The sequence below is a fragment of the Pseudomonas sp. MEJ108 genome (assembly GCF_030208985.1).
Taxonomy (GTDB): Bacteria; Pseudomonadota; Gammaproteobacteria; order Pseudomonadales; family Pseudomonadaceae; genus Aquipseudomonas; species Aquipseudomonas fragariae.
This window is the reverse complement of record NZ_JARVSW010000004.1, coordinates 131,872-149,911: the sequence shown is the minus strand read 5'-3', so window position 1 is coordinate 149,911 and position 18,040 is coordinate 131,872. Positions and strand designations below refer to the sequence as shown.

Genomic DNA, 18,040 nt, shown 5'->3' with positions numbered 1-18,040 from the left:
TCTTATGCTCTGGGCCTGTGTCTTGCTGCCGCAACTGGCGCTGGACGGCGTCATGCGTCGTCACGGCAACCCCGATGAACCGCTGGCGCTGATCAGCGGCAGCGCTCAACGTCGCGTGTTGCAGAGCGTCAATCCGGCTGCGCGTGCGTTGGGTCTGAAAGCCGGGCAATCGCTGACCGCAGCCCAGGCGCTGGTGCCCAACTTCACCACGATCGAACATGACCCGGCCGATATCGAGCGTTTGCAGCAACTGCTCGCGGCCTGGGCCTACGGCTTCAGTTCCAATGTCAGCCTCAAGTACCCGCGGGTGCTGCTGATGGAAATCGAATCCAGCCTCAAGCTGTTCGGCCCCTGGCCGGTGTTCGAGGCGCGTTTGCGTGAAGAGCTGACCACACAGGGTTTCCGCCATCGCATCGTGGTCGCGCCCAACCCCATAGCCGCGCGAATGCTGGCCAACATGCATGACGGGCTGAGCATCGACTGTCCGCATGAATTGCGTCGCCGTCTGGAGCAGATGCCACTGGAACGCATCGGCCTGAGCCGCGACACCGCTACCGCCCTGACACGCATGGGGCTGCGCAGTGTGCGGCAGGTGCTGGCGCTGCCCCGCGATACGCTGGCTCGGCGGTTTCCGGCCAGCGTGCTGCAGCACCTTGATACCTTGCTCGGCGAGCGCCCCGTGGCGCTGGAGTGCTACACGCCGCCGGACTTTTTCGATGTACGCATCGAGCTGAATTTCGACGTCGAGTCCCATCAGGCCCTGTTGTTTCCGCTCAAGCGGCTGATCGCCGATCTGGCCTTGTTTCTGGCCGGACGCGACAGCGGTGTGCAGCGATTTTCCCTGCACCTCGAGCATGTGCCAGGGCCGGAAACCGTCGTGCCGGAGACTGTCGTACCGGTCGGGCTGCTGAGCGCCGAGCGCGATGCGTCGATGCTCTTCGAACTGGCCCGCGGCAGGCTGGAGCAGGTGCTGGTCGCGTCGCCGGTACGTGCCGTGCGCCTGCTGGCGCGAGACTTGCCGGATTTCGTCCCGGCGCACCGTCAGTTGTTCGATGAGCGCGTGCAGCAGACCTTGCCCTGGGAGCAACTGCGCGAGCGCCTGCGGGCGCGTCTGGGCGACGAGTCGGTCAATGGCTTGCGCGCCCAGGCCGATTATCGTCCCGAATGTGCCTGGCAAGCGCACAGCAGCAGTAAACCGGTCCTGCCAGCCAGAGGCTTCACGCGTCCAGGCTGGCTGCTGCGCGAGCCTCAGCCGCTGCCAGTGCAGGCGACCCGCATCGTGGCCGGGCCCGAGCGAATCGAATCCGGGTGGTGGGACGGCGGCGATGTGCGCCGCGACTATTACCTGGTCGAAACCGCCAGTGGCCAACGCGCCTGGGCGTATCGCGCGGTTGGCGAGCCGGGTGAACTGCTGCTGCATGGCTGGTTCGCATGACCCGCGAATACGCCGAGCTGCATTGCCTGTCCAACTTCAGCTTTCAGCGGGGCGCCTCGAGCGCACGCGAGTTGTTCGAACGGGCGTTGCGTCATGGCTACAAAGCGCTGGCAATCACCGACGAGTGCACCCTGGCCGGCATCGTACGCGCCTGGCAGGCGTCAAAAAGCACCGGTCTGCCCTTGATCGTCGGCAGTGAAATGCACATCGAAAACGGCCCGAAAGTCGTCTTGCTGGTGGAAAACCAGGCAGGCTATGAGGCGCTGTGCAAACTGATCACGGTAGCGCGCCGCCGGGCCAGAAAAGGTGAATACCGCTTGTTGCGCGAAGACTTCGAGCCTGCGCCGGACGGGTTGCTGGCCCTCTGGCTGCCGGACCTCGACGGCGATGCTCAAGCCTGTCTGGCCGGCGGGCGCTGGTTGCGTGAGCGATTTGCCGAGCGCCTGTGGCTGGGTGTCGGGCTGCACCGCGGCCCGGATGACGAGCAGCGGCTGGCCGACCTGCTGGCGCTGGCACAATCGCTGGGTATTCCGGCAGTGGCCAGTGGCGATGTGCACATGCACGCGCGTGGCCGGCGTGCCCTGCAGGACACCATGACTGCCATCCGCCACCACACCACAGTGGCCGAGGCAGGTCATCTGCTGTTTGCCAATGGCGAGCGCCATTTGCGGCCACTTGATGCGCTCAGCGAGCATTACCCGGACTGGCTGCTGGCCGAGTCGGTGCGTATTGCCCGGCGCTGCACGTTCGACCTGGGCGATTTGAAGTATGAATACCCGCATGAGCTGGTCCCCAAGGGCCAAACCTCTACGTCCTGGCTACGTGAACTGACCGAACGCGGCGTTCGCAGGCGCTGGCCGGGCGGCCTGACAGCGGCCACCCGTGCGCAGGTCGAGAAGGAACTGGCGCTGATCGCGGAAAAGAAGTTCGACAGCTACTTTCTGACCGTGCATGACATCGTCGAGTTTGCCCGCAGCCAGCACATTCTGTGTCAGGGGCGCGGCTCGGCGGCCAACTCGGCAGTGTGTTATGCGCTGGGGATCACTGAACTGAACCCGGAACAGAGCAACCTGCTGTTCGAGCGCTTCATCTCCAGAGAGCGCAACGAGCCACCGGACATCGACGTGGATTTCGAGCATGACCGCCGCGAAGAAGTCATTCAGTACATCTTCCGGCGCTATGGCCGGGGCAGGGCCGCGCTGACGGCCGTAGCCAGCACCTATCATGGCTCCGGCGCAATGCGTGACGTGGCCAAGGTGCTGGGCTTGCCGCCAGAGCAGATCAATGCATTGGCCGAAGCCTTCAGCCGCTGGAGCGATTCACTGCCGTCGCCTGAGCGCTTGCGCGAATACGGCTTCGATGCCGACACGCCGATCCTCAAGCGCGTGCTGGCGTTGACCGGCGAACTGATCGGTTTTCCCCGGCACCTGTCGCAACACCCGGGTGGATTCGTGATTTCCGAACACCCGCTTGAAACGCTAGTGCCGGTCGAGAACGCCGCGATGGCCGACCGCACCATCATCCAGTGGGACAAGGACGATCTGGACCTGGTCGGCCTGCTGAAAGTCGACATTCTTGCACTGGGCATGCTCAGTGCCTTGCGCCGCACGTTCGATCTGGTGCATTTGCACCGTGGCCAACGATGGACTTTGGCGACTCTTCCGGGCGACGACCGGAAAACCTACGAAATGATCAGCCGCGCCGACACCATCGGCGTGTTTCAGATCGAGTCGCGTGCGCAGATGGCCATGCTGCCGCGCCTCAGACCGGAAAAATTCTACGACCTGGTCATCGAAGTCGCCATTGTCCGGCCAGGGCCGATTCAGGGCGACATGGTTCACCCGTACCTGCGGCGGCGCAATGGTGAAGAGGACGTCACCTATCCGCCCAAGCTTGAATCGGTGTTCAAGCGCACCCTGGGTGTGCCGCTGTTCCAGGAGCAGGTCATGGAAGTGGCCATTCTGGCCGCCGACTACACGCCGGGCGAGGCGGATGAGTTACGTCGCGCGATGGCCGCATGGAAACGTCACGGCGGGCTCGAGCCGCATCGCGAACGGCTGCGCACGGGCATGCTGAAAAACGGCTACGAAGCGGACTTTGCCGACCGGATCTTCGAACAGATCAAGGGCTTTGGCAGTTATGGTTTCCCCGAATCCCATGCCGCCAGTTTCGCCTTGCTGACCTACGCCAGTTGCTGGCTCAAGTGCCACGAACCGGCAGCGTTCACCTGTGCACTGATCAACAGCTGGCCAATGGGGTTCTATAGCCCGGATCAATTGCTGCAGGACGCACGCCGCCATCACATTGAAATTCGCCCGGTGGATGTGCGTTACAGCGATTGGGATTGCTCGCTGGAGCCGCTCGATCATCCTGACCGCACGCGCAATCTGGCGATTCGTCTCGGGCTGCGCATGGTCCGTAGCTTTCGTGAAGAAGATGCCTTGCGCATCGAAGTCGCGCGCGCGAAACGCCCGTTTGTCGATGCCACGGACCTGACGTTGCGCGCCGAACTGGACGCGCGCGCCGCCGAAGCGCTGGCGGATTCCGGTGCCTTGCGCGGCCTGATCGGCCATCGGCACCGGGCGCGCTGGGAAGTCGCCGGGGTTGAGGCCCAGCGCCCGCTGTTCGACGACCTGCCCAGCGAAGAAACCCAGGTAACCTTGCCGCTGCCGACCGTGGCCGAAGACCTGGTGGCCGACTACACGACGCTGGGCACCACCCTGGGCCCACATCCGCTGGCCTTGCTGCGTCGGCAACTGGCTGCCAAGCGCTTTCGCAGCTCACAAGACTTGTTGCACCTGGAAAACGACCGGACCCTCAGCGTGGCGGGACTGGTCATTGGTCGTCAACGACCGGGCACCGCGAGTGGCGTGACCTTCGTCACCCTGGAAGATGAGTTCGGCATGGTCAACGTCGTAGTCTGGCGCGACCTGGCCGAGCGTCAGCGCAAGGTGCTGGTGGGTTCGCAATTGCTGCAGGTGTTCGGGCGACTGGAATCGAAAAGCGGGGTGCGGCACCTGATTGCCCAGCGCCTGTACGACCTGACGCCGCTGCTCACCGGACTGGATGTGCGCAGCCGGGATTTTCAGTAATCGGGCCTGCAATTTGCAGTATCAATCGGTACATCCTGTCACCGAGAAGCCCAGTATGTACAAAGACTATCCAGCCGCTTACCAGGTCAGCAAAGGCGCGGCGCTGCAAGTCGACACTGCCTTTTATGAGCGCATCCGCACGAATGCGCAGCAACGCACCCTCGTCGAACAGTTCGACGTACCGATTCGTACCGGGCGGGCCTGGAAGGTCAAGGCCGGCCAGGTGTTTCGGGTCACTACACCGGTGGGCCCGCAAGTCGGCGATTTCAATGTCTGGAACGCCAACGACCCCCGCGAGCGACTGTGGGCTGCGCGCACGCGGCAGTTGCAGGGCGCGCATGTCAGCACCCATGATCGGCTGTGGTCGAACCTGCCGTTTTTGCGGCCAATGGTAACCATTACCGATGACAGTCTGGCCAGTTACGGAACCGACGAGCACGGCGGCCGCCTGCATGACCTGCTCGGCACGCGCTGCGATCCCTACATCAACAAGATGCTGACCGGTGAAGACTTTCACCATCACTGCCATTCCAACCTGACCCGCGCAGTGCTGCCGCACGGGCTGACCGAGTTCGATGTGCACGATGTGCTGAACATCTTCCAGTGCACCGGCCTGAACCATGACGACCTGTATTTCATGAAAGCCTGCCCGGCGCAGAAGGGCGACTATCTGGAGTTCTTCGCGGAAATCGACCTGCTGTGTGCCTTGTCGACCTGTCCGGGTGGCGACCTGTCACTGCCGATGTGGGGGCCTGATGCGCAGGACCCGTTGAGCGTCTGCCGGCCGCTGGGCGTCGAGATCTATGACCTCGACGCGTCGCTGCTGGACGGCTGGCAGTCCCCCGAGCGCGCGGCCTATAACGGCCTGCACGGTCTGCGGATCGCCAAGGCCGATTGGGAGCAATAACCGCTCAGGCTGCGCGCGCCATTCTGCGCAGCCCCCAGACCATCACCGCCCCCATCCCGAGCATGGCCAGCAGCAGTGCCGGGTAAGCCACCCACCAGTGCAGCGGTGCGGTCATCATGCTGAATTCCGACATGCCGCCGATCCCGGCAATCAGGTTCAACGGCAGAAACACCACATTGATCAAGGTCAGTTTGCGCAGCAGGGTGTTGGTGCTGTTATTGACCAGGTTGCCGCGCGCATCCATCAGACCGGCGAACACCGTGGAATAGATCTCCGCCTGTTTGTAGCACTGATCGTTCTCGATGATCATGTCGTCGATCAGCGCCAGGCTTTCTGCTGGGTATTGCCTGGCTTGCGCATGATTGCGCAGACGGGTCAGGACCGCACCGTTGCTGTGGATGGCGTTGATGTAATACACCAGACTTTCGCTGAGGTTGAACATCTGCAGCAGATGGCGGTTTTCCAGTGAAGAGTTGAATTTCTGCTGCAATTCACGGGCGACCATCTTGATGACTTTCAAGTGCCCCAAGTAGTGATGAATGTTGTTGAACAGCAGCTCCAGAAGGATATCCAGCGGCTGGTTCAACGGACGGTGAGCCCCTAGTGCGCTCAAGGGTTGCTCGTCATCACAGATCAGCACCAGCTGGTCCCGGCTCAGCAGCACGCCAAAGGACGAAACGTCGAACGAGAAGCTGTCCTTGCCCGAATAGTTCTCGGGGCGTTTCCAGATGACGAACAATGCATCAGGGTGAAACTCGATGCGCGAAATTTCGTCCGGGTCGAGTGCCGAGGCAACAGCGTGCTCATCAAGGTGAAATCGCTCCAGCAATAATCTGCGTTCTCCGGCATCCGGTTTGCTGAACCACAGCACCTGGGCCTTTTGCGGATCACATGCCAGCAACTGGTTGTTGTCGAGTTTCAGGCCCTGAATCATCGTTTCACCATGCCTGACCGAGGCGCTTGAGCTCCAGACGGCGGACGAACTCTTCCAGCACCAGGCTGTACAGATCATCCTGCAGATAAGCGTCTTCGATGCCGGCATCCAGGTTCGGGTTGTCGTTGACCTCGATCACCACCACTTGATCGCCTGACTGCTTCAAGTCCACGCCATACAATCCGTCACCGATCAGGTTGGCGGTCTTGAGCGCCAGTTCGACCACGGCGCGCGGCGCTTCGTGCACCGCCAGCGTGCGGCATTCGCCAATCACCTCGGCGCCGATCGCCTTGTGGTTGTAGATCTGCCAATGCCCCTTGGACATGAAGTACTGGCAGGCGAATATCGGTTTGCGATTGAGAATGCCGATCCGCCAGTCGTACTCGGTGTAGAAAAACTCCTGAGCCAGCAGCAATACCGAGTGCTCGAACAACTGGGTCGTCGCCGTGTGCATTTCCTCGGGTGTACTGACCTTGATCACACCTCTGGAAAAGCAGCCGTCGGGGATCTTCAATACCAGCGGGAAGCCCAGCCGCGTGGCCACATGCTGCAGTTCTTCCGGGCGATCCTTGTAGAGAATTTCCGTTCGCGGCATGCCCAGATCATGGCTTTTGAGCAGGTCGGTCAGGTACACCTTGTTGGTGCAGCGCAGGATCGAGGTGGAGTCATCCATGACCACCAGCCCCTCGCTTTCGGCCTTCTTGGCAAAGCGATAGGTGTGGTTGTCGACGCTGGTGGTTTCGCGAATCAGCAGCGCGTCGTACTCGGCCAGCCGGGCGTAGTCTTTCTTTTCGATCAGTTCGACATCGATGCCCAGGCGCTGACCGACGCGGATGAAATTGGCCAGCGCCTCAGGGTTGGAAGGCGGCAGCTGTTCCTGCGGGTCATGCAGAATCGCCAGGTCGTAGCGGGCCATGCGCCGCGAACTGGGCTGGCGCCAGACGTTGCGGCTGAAGCCTTCCAGCGCCGTGGCGAACTCATCCTGCTGATCTTCGCGCAGGCGCGGCAGGGCACCGGCCTTGATACCGGCAATATGCCAATTGTCGCGCTTGCGAAACTCCACCATCAGGATCGGGCAGGGGAAGACTTCAAACAACTGACGGGCAAGATCCTTCAACGGCTCAAGTGTCGTCTGGCCGAAATACAGTGTCAGGGTAAAGCCTTCGGTGTCGTCATAGGGATGATCCTCAAGTGCGGTCTCCAGCAACTTGTCCAGGTCATCGAGGGCCAGGCCGTAGAGTGACTTGCGGGTCAACTCGCTGATGGTCTTTACCGAGGGAATGACATTGTGCTGGCGCGCTTCGGCGAGCAGGGAACAGTAATAACCGTGGCCCAGGTATTTGTAGCTGCGGCACAGGTTGATGACTTGCACACGCCTGCCTGCCGTGGCTTTCAGCGGTTTTTCCAGGTAGTCCTGGGCGCTGATCAAGTCTTCGCTGGGGAAGTACGATGCCCAGTCTTCGAGCCGTTCGACAATAATCACCAGTTGCCTCTGCGCTGCAAAGAGTGTTGCGGGGTCTGCACGTCGGGTTGTTGCTGAAAGCGCAAGTTGCGCAGATACTTCGTTCATCTTCACCTGTGCCGCTGACATGTGTAATCGATCCGATGGGAAACAAGTCCTTTCTATTAAGCATGTGCTTTTTGAAATGTCCCGTTTCGTTACACAACTTTTACGGCGGTGCAGATGGACTTTATATTTCGAGATGCAGTTGAAACCGATGTCGATGACTTGCTGCTTCTGGAGAACCAGTGTTTTGACGGCGACCGTCTGACCGCGCGCAGCTTTCACTGGATGATCCGCCGCGCCAATGCCAGCCTGATCGTCGCCGAGCAGGCCGGACAGCTCACCGGCTATGCGCTGGTGCTGTTTCATCGGGGCACCTCGCTGGGGCGCTTGTATTCGCTGGCGATTGCCGATGCAGCGCGGGGCAAGGGCCTGGGCAGGCAGTTGTTGCAACGTGCCGAGCAACAGGCCGTGGGCCGCGACTGCGCTTACCTGCGCCTTGAGGTGCGCCCCGATAACGGCGCTGCCATCGGGCTTTACGAGCGCAGCGGTTATCGGCGTTTCGCTCAGGTCGATGACTATTACCAGGACCATGCCCCGGCCTTGCGCTACGAGAAGCGCATCGTTGAACACGCCCGGCTGGACAGTCGCTCAGTGCCTTACTACCAGCAGACCCTGGAGTTCACCTGTGGCCCGGCCTGTCTGTTGATGGCCATGAAAGCCCTGCAACCTGCGCGCTCGATGGGCCGTGCCGAAGAATTGCAGATCTGGCGTGAGGCGACCACGGTGTTCATGACCTCCGGCCACGGCGGTTGCAGTCCTCAGGGGCTTGCGCTGGCGGCTCTTCAACGGGGCTTTGCGGTGAAGCTGCTGGTGTCGGTCTCGGGCCCTTTGTTTCTGGGCGGCGTGCGCAGTGACAACAAGAAACAGGTGATTCGCCTGGTTCACGAGCAGTTCTGTGAGGCGCTGCAAACCGCCGGGGTGCACACACTGCCCAATCGCTCGCTGAACCTGCCAGGCCTGCTGGCCGATGGCGGCAAGCCGCTGGTGCTGATCAGCAGTTACCGCCTGACCCGTTCCAAGGCACCGCACTGGGTGATGGTCACCGATTGCGACAGCGATTTCGTCTACCTGCACGATCCCGATATCGATCACAGCCTGCATCGGCAGGCCATCGACTGCCAGCATATGCCGGTAAGCCATGCCGACTTCAACCGCATGAGTTGTTTCGGTGCCGATAAACTTCGGGCCGCAGTGATTGTGTTTGCCGCGCCTGTGGATGATCATGCGTGCGCTTCAGCAGACCGGCCACAGGACTCTCTACCGTGATTAAGTTCGTGCTCAAGGCTTTTTGCGTACTGGCCATCGCTGCGAGCCTGTCGGCCTGCATCAGCGCGCCGATCCCGCTGACCGCGAAAACCGCCGCGCAGCTGCAGCAACAGCCTCCGGTGCGCTTTCTGCTGACCTTCGACGATGGCCCGAGCGCCTCGACGTTCTACAACCCCAGCATCACCGTGCTCGACAGCCTGGCGGACAATCCGCTGCAGCCGGGCATCAAGGCGGTGTTCTTCGTGCAGACCGGCGCAACCGGTGCGGGTAACAGTGATCAGGGTTGGGCGATCATGCGCCGTCAGCATGATGAAGGGCACCTGATGGGCTTTCACACCGCCACGCCGCACCACACCAACCACCGTTCGCTGAGCGATGAGGAACTGGAGCAATCCCTGACCCAGGGCTGCGCGATCATTGCGTCGATCACGGGCGTGCCGACTACCTTGCTGCGTCCGCCGTTCTGGAACTACGACAAACGCACCTTCAGCGCCTATCAGCGCCACCATCTGCAGGTGCTGCTCACTGACCTGAGTGCCAATGACGGCAAGATCTGGGGCTATAACTTCAGCCTGCGCCGCCGTTCCAATATGGTCAGCCAGCTCTCGCGGGTGCGCGAGCGCATTGCCGCCGGCGAGCTGCCTGCGGTGGATGGCGTGATTCCGGTGGTGGTGACCTTCCATGACCTGAACCGCTACACCGCGCGGCATGCGCGGGAGTACCTGCAGATTCTGGTCGACAGTGCCGGGCAGACCGGCGTGCGGCTCGCCGACAAACCGTTCTATGACGACAGCGGGCAGTTGCAGCGCGCGGCACTGGCCCGGACGGTCAAGGAGGCGGGCGAGCCTGTCAGCTTGCCCGGTGTGTGGAACTGGATCTGGGACCACAACGCCCACTGACGCTACGTACTGACCAGGCGTCAGACCAGGGTGTTCTTGCGCACATGACCGCCCTGAACAATCATCGCCAGGTGTTCGCCCTGACCGACCAGGCAACTGATATCGCTCAGCGGGTCGCCATCCACCACCAGCAGATCGGCGATCGCGCCGGCGGCGATACAGCCCAGTTCGCCTTCACGCTGAAGGATCTGTGCCGCGACACTTGTGGCACTGCGCAGCGCTGCCAGATTACCCAGCAGTTCTGCGCGAATCTTCAATTCATGAGTCTGGTACTCGTGCATTTCGCCCAGCAAATCCGAGCCATAGCCCATCGGTACGCCCGCTTCGGCGAACAGCAGCAGGGCATTGCGCCCGGCCTGACGCACATCCTCGATCTTGGCGACCGAGTCTGCCGGCAGCCCGAAGCGTTCGCCATATTCGGCGAGCATTTCGTAAGTGACTTGAGTCGGCACCGCAAATGCGCCTTTTTCAGCCATGAGCCGCGCGGTGTCGGCATCGACCAGATTGCCATGTTCGATGGTTCTGACACCGCATTCGATGGCGCGGCGAATCGCCCGAGCGGTGTAGGCATGCGCCATGACGTAGGTGTTCGCGGCGGCGGCCTCGTCGACGATGGCGCGGATTTCAGCTTCGCTGTATTGGCTGTTGGCAATCGGGTCGGTCGGCGAAGAAACACCGCCCGAGGCCATGATCTTGATCTGGTTGGCGCCTTGCTGCAGCTCTTCGCGCACCGCCAGGCGCACGTTGTCGACACCATCCACCACGCGGGCGATGGCCCCGGCGCGGAAGCAGCAGGAGCAGGGCTCGTTGAGCAGCAGTTCGCCGCGTGCGCGCATGTCGCCATGCCCGCCGGTCTGTGACAGTGCCTTGCCCGATGCGAAGATGCGCGGGCCGGAAATCAGCCCCATTTGAATCGAACGGGCCAGTGCCCAGTCAGCGCCCCCGGCATCGCGCACGGTGGTAAAACCACGGTCGAGCATCGCCGCCAGAATCGGCAAGGCGCGGTACATGATGATTGCGTTGGGTTGCAGGGCGTTCATGCCCAGGTTGGCGTTGGAAGCCAGCACATGCACATGGCAGTCGATCAGGCCGGGCATCAGTGTTCTGCCACCCAGATCGATGACCTGAGCGCCTGCCGGGGCCGGCTGACCCTCGGCACGCACCGCGACAATGCGCTCACCCTCGATCACGACCTCCTGGCCCGAAATCAGTTGTCCTTGTTGCACGTCCAGCAGGCGGCCGTTGCGCAGGATCAGGCGTGTGGGTTCAGTGTTACTCATGGGTAAGCTCCAGACAGGGGGTGATGGGCCGCAGGCGCACGGTCGCGATAAAGCAGTGCGCCAATACCGCTGACGAGGGCGGCGAACATGATGTAAAAGGCTGGCGCCAGGTTGCTGCCGGTCGAGGCAATCAGCCAGGTGATGGTGAAGGTGGCAAAGCCGCCGAAGAGGGTGACGGCGAAGTTGTAGGCCACCGAAAGCCCGGTGGACAGCACGTGGGTGGGCAGCAATTCACCGAAGGCTGCGAGGATCGAGCCGATGTAAGCGGAAATCAGCAGGCCGAGCACCAGCTCGAAGATCAACAGTGAAAACAGCCCTGGCATCTGGTTGATGAACAGAAACATCGGGTAGGCGCTGAGGAAGATGGCAATGGCCGAGCCCAGCAGCCAGGGGCGATGCCCGCTGCGGTCGGCCAGGGCGCCGACAATCGGCGTGGCGACGATCAGCACCGCGCCGCCCATCATGCCCGCGCTGAAGCCCATCCATGACGGCAGACCAAGCACGCGCTGGGCGTAGGACGGGATGTAAAACAGGATCGCATAGGTACAGACGGTCCACAGCACGACCAGCGAAAAGCTGATCAGGGTCTGTCGCGGGTAAGTCTTGATTACTTCGCGCAGCGGCGATTCGACCGGTTTGGCAGCCTTGTAGGCAGGTGTCTCGTCAACCCGGCTGCGAATATAGAAGCCGACCGGCCCGATCAGCGTGCCAATCAGAAACGGCACCCTCCAGCCCCAGCTTTCGAGCTGTGCCTGGGTCAGGTAACTGGACAGCACCGCGCCCAGCGCGGAACCCAGCAGCACCGCGACGCCGATGCTGGCCTGAATCCAGCTGGAGTAGAAGGCTTTCCTGCCCTCAGGCGCATGCTCGGTCAGAAACGCCGTGGCGCTGCCCATCTCGCCACCGGCAGAGAAGCCTTGCAGCAGGCGCGCCAGGACAATCAGCAGCGGCGCCAGATAGCCGATCTGCGCGAAGCCGGGTGTCAGCCCGATGATCAGCGTACCCAGCGCCATCAGCAGGATGGTCAGCGACAATGCCGCCTTGCGTCCGCGCTTGTCGCTATAGATGCCCAGCACAATGCCGCCCACCGGACGCATGAAAAAGCCGACCCCGAAGGTCGCCAGCGCCAGCAGGTAAGACGTCAGTTCGCTGCCGGTGGGGAAGAACACCTTGGCGATGATCACCGAGAAGAAGCTGTAGACCGTGAAGTCAAACCATTCAAGGCCATTGCCGATCACCGTGGCGACTACCGCGCGGCGTGCCTTTTGTTCATGGGGGCGTGAAGCAGAGGATTGTAATGTGCTCACCGGATAAGCTCCTGCATGCGATACACGCAGGGAAGCCCCCTGCATCGGCTGCATTGATTGAGGGGCAGGGTGGTTGTGAGTGCGGCTGAGTCAGGTCTTTTTGCCCGTTTCAGTCGAGAGTAGGCGCTGGGCGGATTTTAAGAAAACGCTTATTACGCAGATTTGCATGCGCCAGACGCATGCAGGTTTCAGGGCGCTGAAGCCAGTGTGGCGATTTCGCCCGCCAGCCATTTCTCGAAGGCGCGTGCGGCACGCCGAGGCGTCTTGCCGCTGGGTGTCAGCAGGTAGTAGCCACCTACCGCGCCGACGCTCTTGCGGCAGGCGGGCACCAGCGCGCCGGACTGTACGTGGCGGTCGATCATTGGCTGCCAGCCGAGCACGATGCCGTGCCCGGCGACCGCCAGATCGACCAGCACCGGATACAGATTGACGGTCATGCGCTTACGGATCAGCGAGGCATCGACACCCTGGCGGCCGAACCAGTCACCCCATGACAACCATTGACGCTGGCCGTCTTCGAGCATCAGCAGGCAATGATCCAGCAACTGCACGGGCTCCAGCAGACGTCCGTCCAGATAGTCGGGCGAGCAGTAGGCATTGACCGATTCGGCGAACAGCAAACGGCTGTCGAGACCCGCCGGTGAGACTTCGCGGAGAAAATACAGCGCCAGATCGAATTCGGCGCGAATCAGCGAATCCAGCCCGTCGACCACGCGCAGGCGGATATCCACGGCCGGGAAGGCATCGCGATAACGTCCCAGCAAAGGCCCCAGCCACAAGGCCGCCACGCCACTGGAGCAGGCCAGGGTCAGCTGCTGATCGCCGCTGTGAGTGATCACCTGAGCGGTGGCCTCGGCGCACAACGTCAATACGCGCTGGATCTGCTCGGCGTAAATCTGCCCGGCGACCGTCAGATGAATGCGCTTGTGCTCGCGACGAAACAGCGCGCGGCCGAGAAATTCCTCCAGTTGCGCGACCTGACGGCTGATCGCGCTCTGGGTCAGGTTCAGTTCGCTGGCGGCACGCGTGAAGCTGCCATGCCGGACGGCAGCTTCGAAAGCGATCAGGTTCTGCAGCGGCGGAAGAGGCTCGATACGCACAGTGGCTCCTGTTGCGGGCAGGTTTTACAAAGTGTCGGGAAACGGCGTCGACAGCAGCCAGTCCCTGAACACGCACAGCGATGGCAGGTTCTGAAAACGCGTGGCGTAGGCCAGGTAATAATTGCGTCCGCTGTCCAGGGGCTCGAACAGGGTGACCAGTTCGCCACTGTGGATTTCGTCCTGCACCAGAATGCGCGGGACCAGCGCGACACCAATGCCGGCCGCGACGGCCTGGATCAGGTGCGAGGTCAGTTCGAAGCTCGGACCGGGGCGCATGATGTGATGGTCCAGCCGATTACTGTCGAACCAGTCCGACCAGGCATTGGGCCGCGACACCACGCTTAGCAACGCATGCTGGGCAACCTGCGCCGGGGTCATCGTCTGGTAGCCGGCAAGGGCAGCCGGGCTGGCAATCACCACCAGTTTTTCACTGACCAGCGGATGGGCGATGTAACCGGGCCAGTTGCCGTTGCCGGCACAGATTATCGCGTTCATTTCGCTGGCGGCGGGCGTCAGGTCGGCATGCACGATGCGTGAGTGGATATGCACCACATAGCCCGGATGCCGGGTGTAAAAGTCATTCATGCGTGGCAGCAGCCACTTCGAGCCGAAGGTCGGCAGCACGGCCAGATGCAGCGTGCCGCCTTCGGCCTTGTGCGCGATGGTTTGCAGGGTCGCACTGCGGATGCGGCCCAGCGCGGCAGCCAGCTCATGCTGATACAGCGCGCCTGCGGTAGTCAGCTCGATGCGTCTGCCGTCGCGCTTGAACAGCTCGACTTCCAGTTGTGCCTCCAGCGCCTGCACCTGCCGGCTGACGGCGCTCTGGGTCAGGGCCAGTTCGTCTGCGGCCTTGGTGAAGCTGCCATGCCGGGCGGCCGCCTCGAAGGCGAGCAGCAGCGACATGGAGGGCGTCAGTCTTCGGGTGTTCATTCATAAAGCTCATGGAAAAACGGCAGGTTTTACGTTTGCACTGACGCATGACAGGCCGGAGAATCACGCTGACCGTTGATAACGCCATGCATTCGAGCGTTTCGAAGCATACGTGCTTTGCATATAAAACGCCTAGCGAGGAAGACCACCATGATTGCGCTGTTGAAACCGACTTCCGAGCAGGTCGGTCACTATGACCGTTTCCTCAATGCCCTGGCGGAGGGCGGCTTTCGTGGCGAAATAGCCCGTGACCACGGTTCGCGCACCGTACTGGCCACTGACAACTCCATCTACCAGCGCCTGCCACAGGCTGCCGTGTTCCCGATGGACAGCCATGACGTCGCAATCGTCGCCCGGCTGGCGGCGCGGCCCGAGCACCAACAGGTGGTGTTGACCCCGCGCGGCGGCGGCACCGGGACCAACGGACAGTCGCTGACCGACGGGGTGGTGGTCGACCTGTCGCGGCACATGAACGCTATTCTCGAGATCAACGTCGAGGAACGTTGGGTGCGCGTGCAGACCGGTGTGGTCAAGGACCAGCTCAATGCCGCGCTCAAGCCGCACGGGCTGTTTTTCGCGCCGGAACTGTCGACTTCCAACCGCGCCACGATTGGCGGCATGATCAACACCGATGCCAGCGGGCAGGGCAGTTGCACCTACGGCAAGACCCGTGATCACGTCCTTGAGCTATCGACCGTGTTGCTGGGCGGTTCGTACGTCAACAGTCATGCACTGAATGTCGAACAACTGGCCAGCGAGCAGGCACGCGTCGACCGCGCCGGGGACGTTTATCGTTGCGCGCAGCAGATTGCCGATACAAAGGCACAATTGATCAAGGATGTTTTCCCACCGCTTAACCGCTGTCTGACCGGTTACGATCTGGCGCACCTGCGCGAGGAAGATGGGCGTTTCAACCTCAACAGCGTGCTCTGCGGCTCTGAAGGCTCGCTGGGTTTTATCGTCGAGGCCCGACTCAACGTCCTGCCGATCCCCAAACATTCGATTCTGGTCAACGTTCGCTATGCCGGTTTCATGGACGCCCTGCGGGACGCCAAGGCCTTGATGGCGCACAAGCCGCTGTCCATCGAGACCGTGGACTCCAAGGTGCTGATGCTGGCCATGCAGGATATCGTCTGGCATGGCGTGGCCGAGTATTTCCCCCAGGACCCTGCAACGCCGACGCTGGGCATCAACCTGATCGAATTCAGCGGCGATGAGTTGAGTGAGGTGGAACAGCGCGTTCATGCGTTCGTTGCGCACTTGCAGACTGACACGTCGGTACTGCGCCTCGGCCACACGCTGGCGGCTGGCAGTGCGGCAGTGAACCGCGTCTACACCATGCGCAAGCGCTCGGTGGGGCTGCTCGGCAACGTCAAGGGTGAAGCCAGGCCGCAGCCGTTTGTCGAAGACACTGCCGTGCCGCCGGAAAATCTTGCCGATTACATTCAGGAGTTCCGTGCGCTGCTGGACAGCCACGGCCTGCAATACGGCATGTTCGGCCATGTGGATGCCGGCGTGCTGCACGTGCGGCCGATTCTGGACATGAAGGACCCCGCGCAGGCTGCGCTGATTCGGCCGATTTCCGACGCAGTCGCGGCGCTGACCAAGCGTTATGGCGGGCTGCTGTGGGGTGAGCATGGCAAGGGTCTGCGTTCGCAATACGTGCCTGAATATTTCGGCGAGTTGTATCCCGCGTTGCAGGCCCTCAAGGCCGCCTGCGACCCGTTCAACCAGCTTAACCCCGGCAAGATCGCCACGCCTGCCACAGTGCCCGACGCGCGCCTGACGCTGGTGGATGAAGTGACGTTGCGTGGCGATCTGGATCGTACGATCGATGAACGGGTCTGGCAAAGCTACGACAGCGCGTTGCACTGCAATGGCAATGGCGCCTGTTACAACTATGACACCGACGACGCCATGTGCCCGTCATGGAAAGCCACCCGTGACCGCATTCACTCACCCAAGGGCCGCGCTTCGCTGGTCAGGGAATGGCTGCGTCTGCAAGGCGAGCAGGACGTCAATGTCCTCACCGCCAGCGCCAGGGCGCGCAGTGCCAATGTGCTGAAAAGCCTTGCCGAGCGAACCGTCAACAGTGTCGCCAGGGTGGCGGGGCAGAAGGATTTCTCCCACGAAGTCTACGACGCCATGGCCGGTTGCCTGGCCTGCAAGTCCTGTGCGGGACAGTGCCCGGTGAAAGTCAATGTGCCCGAGTTCCGTTCGCGCTTTCTCGAGCTGTACCACAGCCGCTACCTGCGCCCGATCAAGGATTATCTGATTGGCTCGCTGGAGTTCAGCATTCCGCACCTGGCGCGCTTTCCGAAGCTGTACAACGCGATCATGGGCGCAAGGCCGGTGCGTTACCTGCTCGAACATGTGGCCGGCATGGTCGACAGCCCGTTATTGAGCCTGACCGACTTCCGTGCGGCTTGTGCTCGCTGGAATGTGGGCATCGCCACGCCGCAGCGTCTGGCCGCATCGAGCGAGGAGGAGCGCAAGCGCACGGTGGTGCTGGTTCAGGATGCATTCACCCGATACTTCGAAACCCCGCTGGCGGCAGACTGGCTGGAGCTGATTTCACGTCTCGGTTATCAGGTCTACCTCGCACCGTTTGCGCCCAATGGCAAGCCGCTGCAGGTGCAGGGTTTTCTGCAGGCGTTCGAGAAAGCTGCCGGTTTCAACAGTCAGTCGCTGGGCAAGCTGGCCGGGTACGGCATCCCGCTGATCGGTCTGGACCCGGCCATGACCCTGGTTTACCGCCAGGAGTACAGCAAGACGCTGGGCAGCGAGAATGTGCCCGAGGTCATGCTGCCGCAGGAATGGCTGGCGTCCACAGTCGAGGAAGGTGGTGATGGCGCGTCGGCAGAAACGTACTACTTCCTGCCGCATTGCACTGAAAAGACCAACGAGCCCGCCAGCGTCGGCCTCTGGCAGAAAGCCTTTGCCCGCGCCGGGCTCAAGCTGGAGGTGCTGGCCAGTGGTTGCTGCGGCATGTCCGGCACCTATGGGCATGAAACCCGAAACGCGAAAACCAGCGATACCATCTACCGTCAGTCCTGGCAGCCACTGGTGGCGCGGCACGGCGGTGAAGGTCGACTGGTCGCCGATGGCTACTCATGCCGCAGCCAGGTCAAGCGCCAGGATGGCAAGGTGGTGCAGCATCCATTACAGGTACTGCTGGAACGGGTGAGGGCGCTATAAGAGAGGACGCAGAGCGTCCAGAACGGCATGCCCACGCGGAGCGTCGCACGATAGTGGCATTTTCCAGCGTGGGAATGCCTTGCGTGACGCTCAGCGTCACCGATCTGCGTCGCGCCGTTCGGTCA

Annotated in this window: 12 protein-coding genes; 6 read left to right on the top strand and 6 right to left on the bottom strand. The window is 62.0% G+C overall.

Features of this window, described 5'->3' with window-relative positions; all coding sequences use genetic code 11:
• Window positions 1-4 precede the first annotated feature (4 nt).
• The 3 genes from QRN50_RS01760 to QRN50_RS01750 are packed head-to-tail and all read left to right on the top strand — an operon-like array spanning window position 5 to window position 5,434.
• Window positions 5-1,435, top strand: a complete 1,431-nt coding sequence (locus tag QRN50_RS01760; RefSeq protein WP_011267743.1) for a Y-family DNA polymerase — start codon at window positions 5-7, stop codon at window positions 1,433-1,435.
• Entirely contained in the window at window positions 1,432-4,527 is a 3,096-nt protein-coding gene (locus tag QRN50_RS01755) for an error-prone DNA polymerase (RefSeq protein ID WP_060400152.1), read from the top strand. The genes QRN50_RS01760 and QRN50_RS01755 overlap by 4 nt, the downstream gene beginning before the upstream one ends.
• A 55-nt stretch (window positions 4,528-4,582) precedes the next feature.
• Window positions 4,583-5,434 carry an urea carboxylase-associated family protein gene (locus QRN50_RS01750; protein ID WP_024638758.1) on the top strand — a complete coding sequence of 284 codons (852 nt, stop codon included), beginning with the start codon at window positions 4,583-4,585 and terminating at the stop codon, window positions 5,432-5,434.
• Between the two features lie 4 nt (window positions 5,435-5,438).
• On the opposite strand, the gene QRN50_RS01745 is transcribed toward QRN50_RS01750, so the two are convergent.
• Both QRN50_RS01745 and QRN50_RS01740 read right to left on the bottom strand, forming a co-directional pair.
• Window positions 5,439-6,368 (bottom strand): magnesium transporter CorA family protein, encoded by a 930-nt coding sequence (locus tag QRN50_RS01745; protein ID WP_011267746.1) that lies wholly within the window; start codon window positions 6,366-6,368, stop codon window positions 5,439-5,441.
• 4 nt (window positions 6,369-6,372) lie between these two features.
• Entirely contained in the window at window positions 6,373-7,959 is a 1,587-nt protein-coding gene (locus QRN50_RS01740) for a RimK family ATP-grasp domain-containing protein (RefSeq protein ID WP_024638757.1), read from the bottom strand.
• Window positions 7,960-8,052: 93 nt separating this feature from the next.
• Between QRN50_RS01740 and QRN50_RS01735 the strand changes: the two genes are divergently transcribed.
• Entirely contained in the window at window positions 8,053-9,201 is a 1,149-nt protein-coding gene (locus QRN50_RS01735) for a GNAT family N-acetyltransferase/peptidase C39 family protein (RefSeq protein WP_024641130.1), read from the top strand.
• The gene (locus tag QRN50_RS01730) at window positions 9,198-10,100 is read left to right on the top strand and encodes a polysaccharide deacetylase family protein (RefSeq protein WP_024641129.1); all 903 of its coding nucleotides are present in this window, start codon (window positions 9,198-9,200) and stop codon (window positions 10,098-10,100) included. Before QRN50_RS01735 ends, QRN50_RS01730 begins: the two co-directional genes overlap by 4 nt.
• A gap of 20 nt (window positions 10,101-10,120) precedes the next feature.
• Here the strand turns inward: QRN50_RS01730 and QRN50_RS01725 are convergent, their stop codons facing one another.
• The 4 genes from QRN50_RS01725 to QRN50_RS01710 form a co-directional block, all read right to left on the bottom strand.
• Window positions 10,121-11,380 (bottom strand): metal-dependent hydrolase family protein, encoded by a 1,260-nt coding sequence (locus QRN50_RS01725; RefSeq protein WP_096126749.1) that lies wholly within the window; start codon window positions 11,378-11,380, stop codon window positions 10,121-10,123.
• Window positions 11,377-12,687, bottom strand: coding sequence for an MFS transporter (locus tag QRN50_RS01720; protein WP_011267750.1), 1,311 nt, complete (start codon window positions 12,685-12,687; stop codon window positions 11,377-11,379). Before QRN50_RS01720 ends, QRN50_RS01725 begins: the two co-directional genes overlap by 4 nt.
• Window positions 12,688-12,875: 188 nt before the next feature.
• Window positions 12,876-13,787, bottom strand: a complete 912-nt coding sequence (locus tag QRN50_RS01715) for a LysR substrate-binding domain-containing protein (RefSeq protein ID WP_024641126.1) — start codon at window positions 13,785-13,787, stop codon at window positions 12,876-12,878.
• A gap of 24 nt (window positions 13,788-13,811) precedes the next feature.
• Window positions 13,812-14,717 (bottom strand): LysR substrate-binding domain-containing protein, encoded by a 906-nt coding sequence (locus QRN50_RS01710; RefSeq protein ID WP_080377186.1) that lies wholly within the window; start codon window positions 14,715-14,717, stop codon window positions 13,812-13,814.
• 150 nt (window positions 14,718-14,867) lie between these two features.
• Here QRN50_RS01710 and ydiJ point away from each other — a divergent pair, with 150 nt between their 5' ends.
• Entirely contained in the window at window positions 14,868-17,915 is a 3,048-nt protein-coding gene (ydiJ, locus tag QRN50_RS01705; RefSeq protein ID WP_096126748.1) for a D-2-hydroxyglutarate dehydrogenase YdiJ, read from the top strand.
• Window positions 17,916-18,040 lie beyond the last annotated feature (125 nt).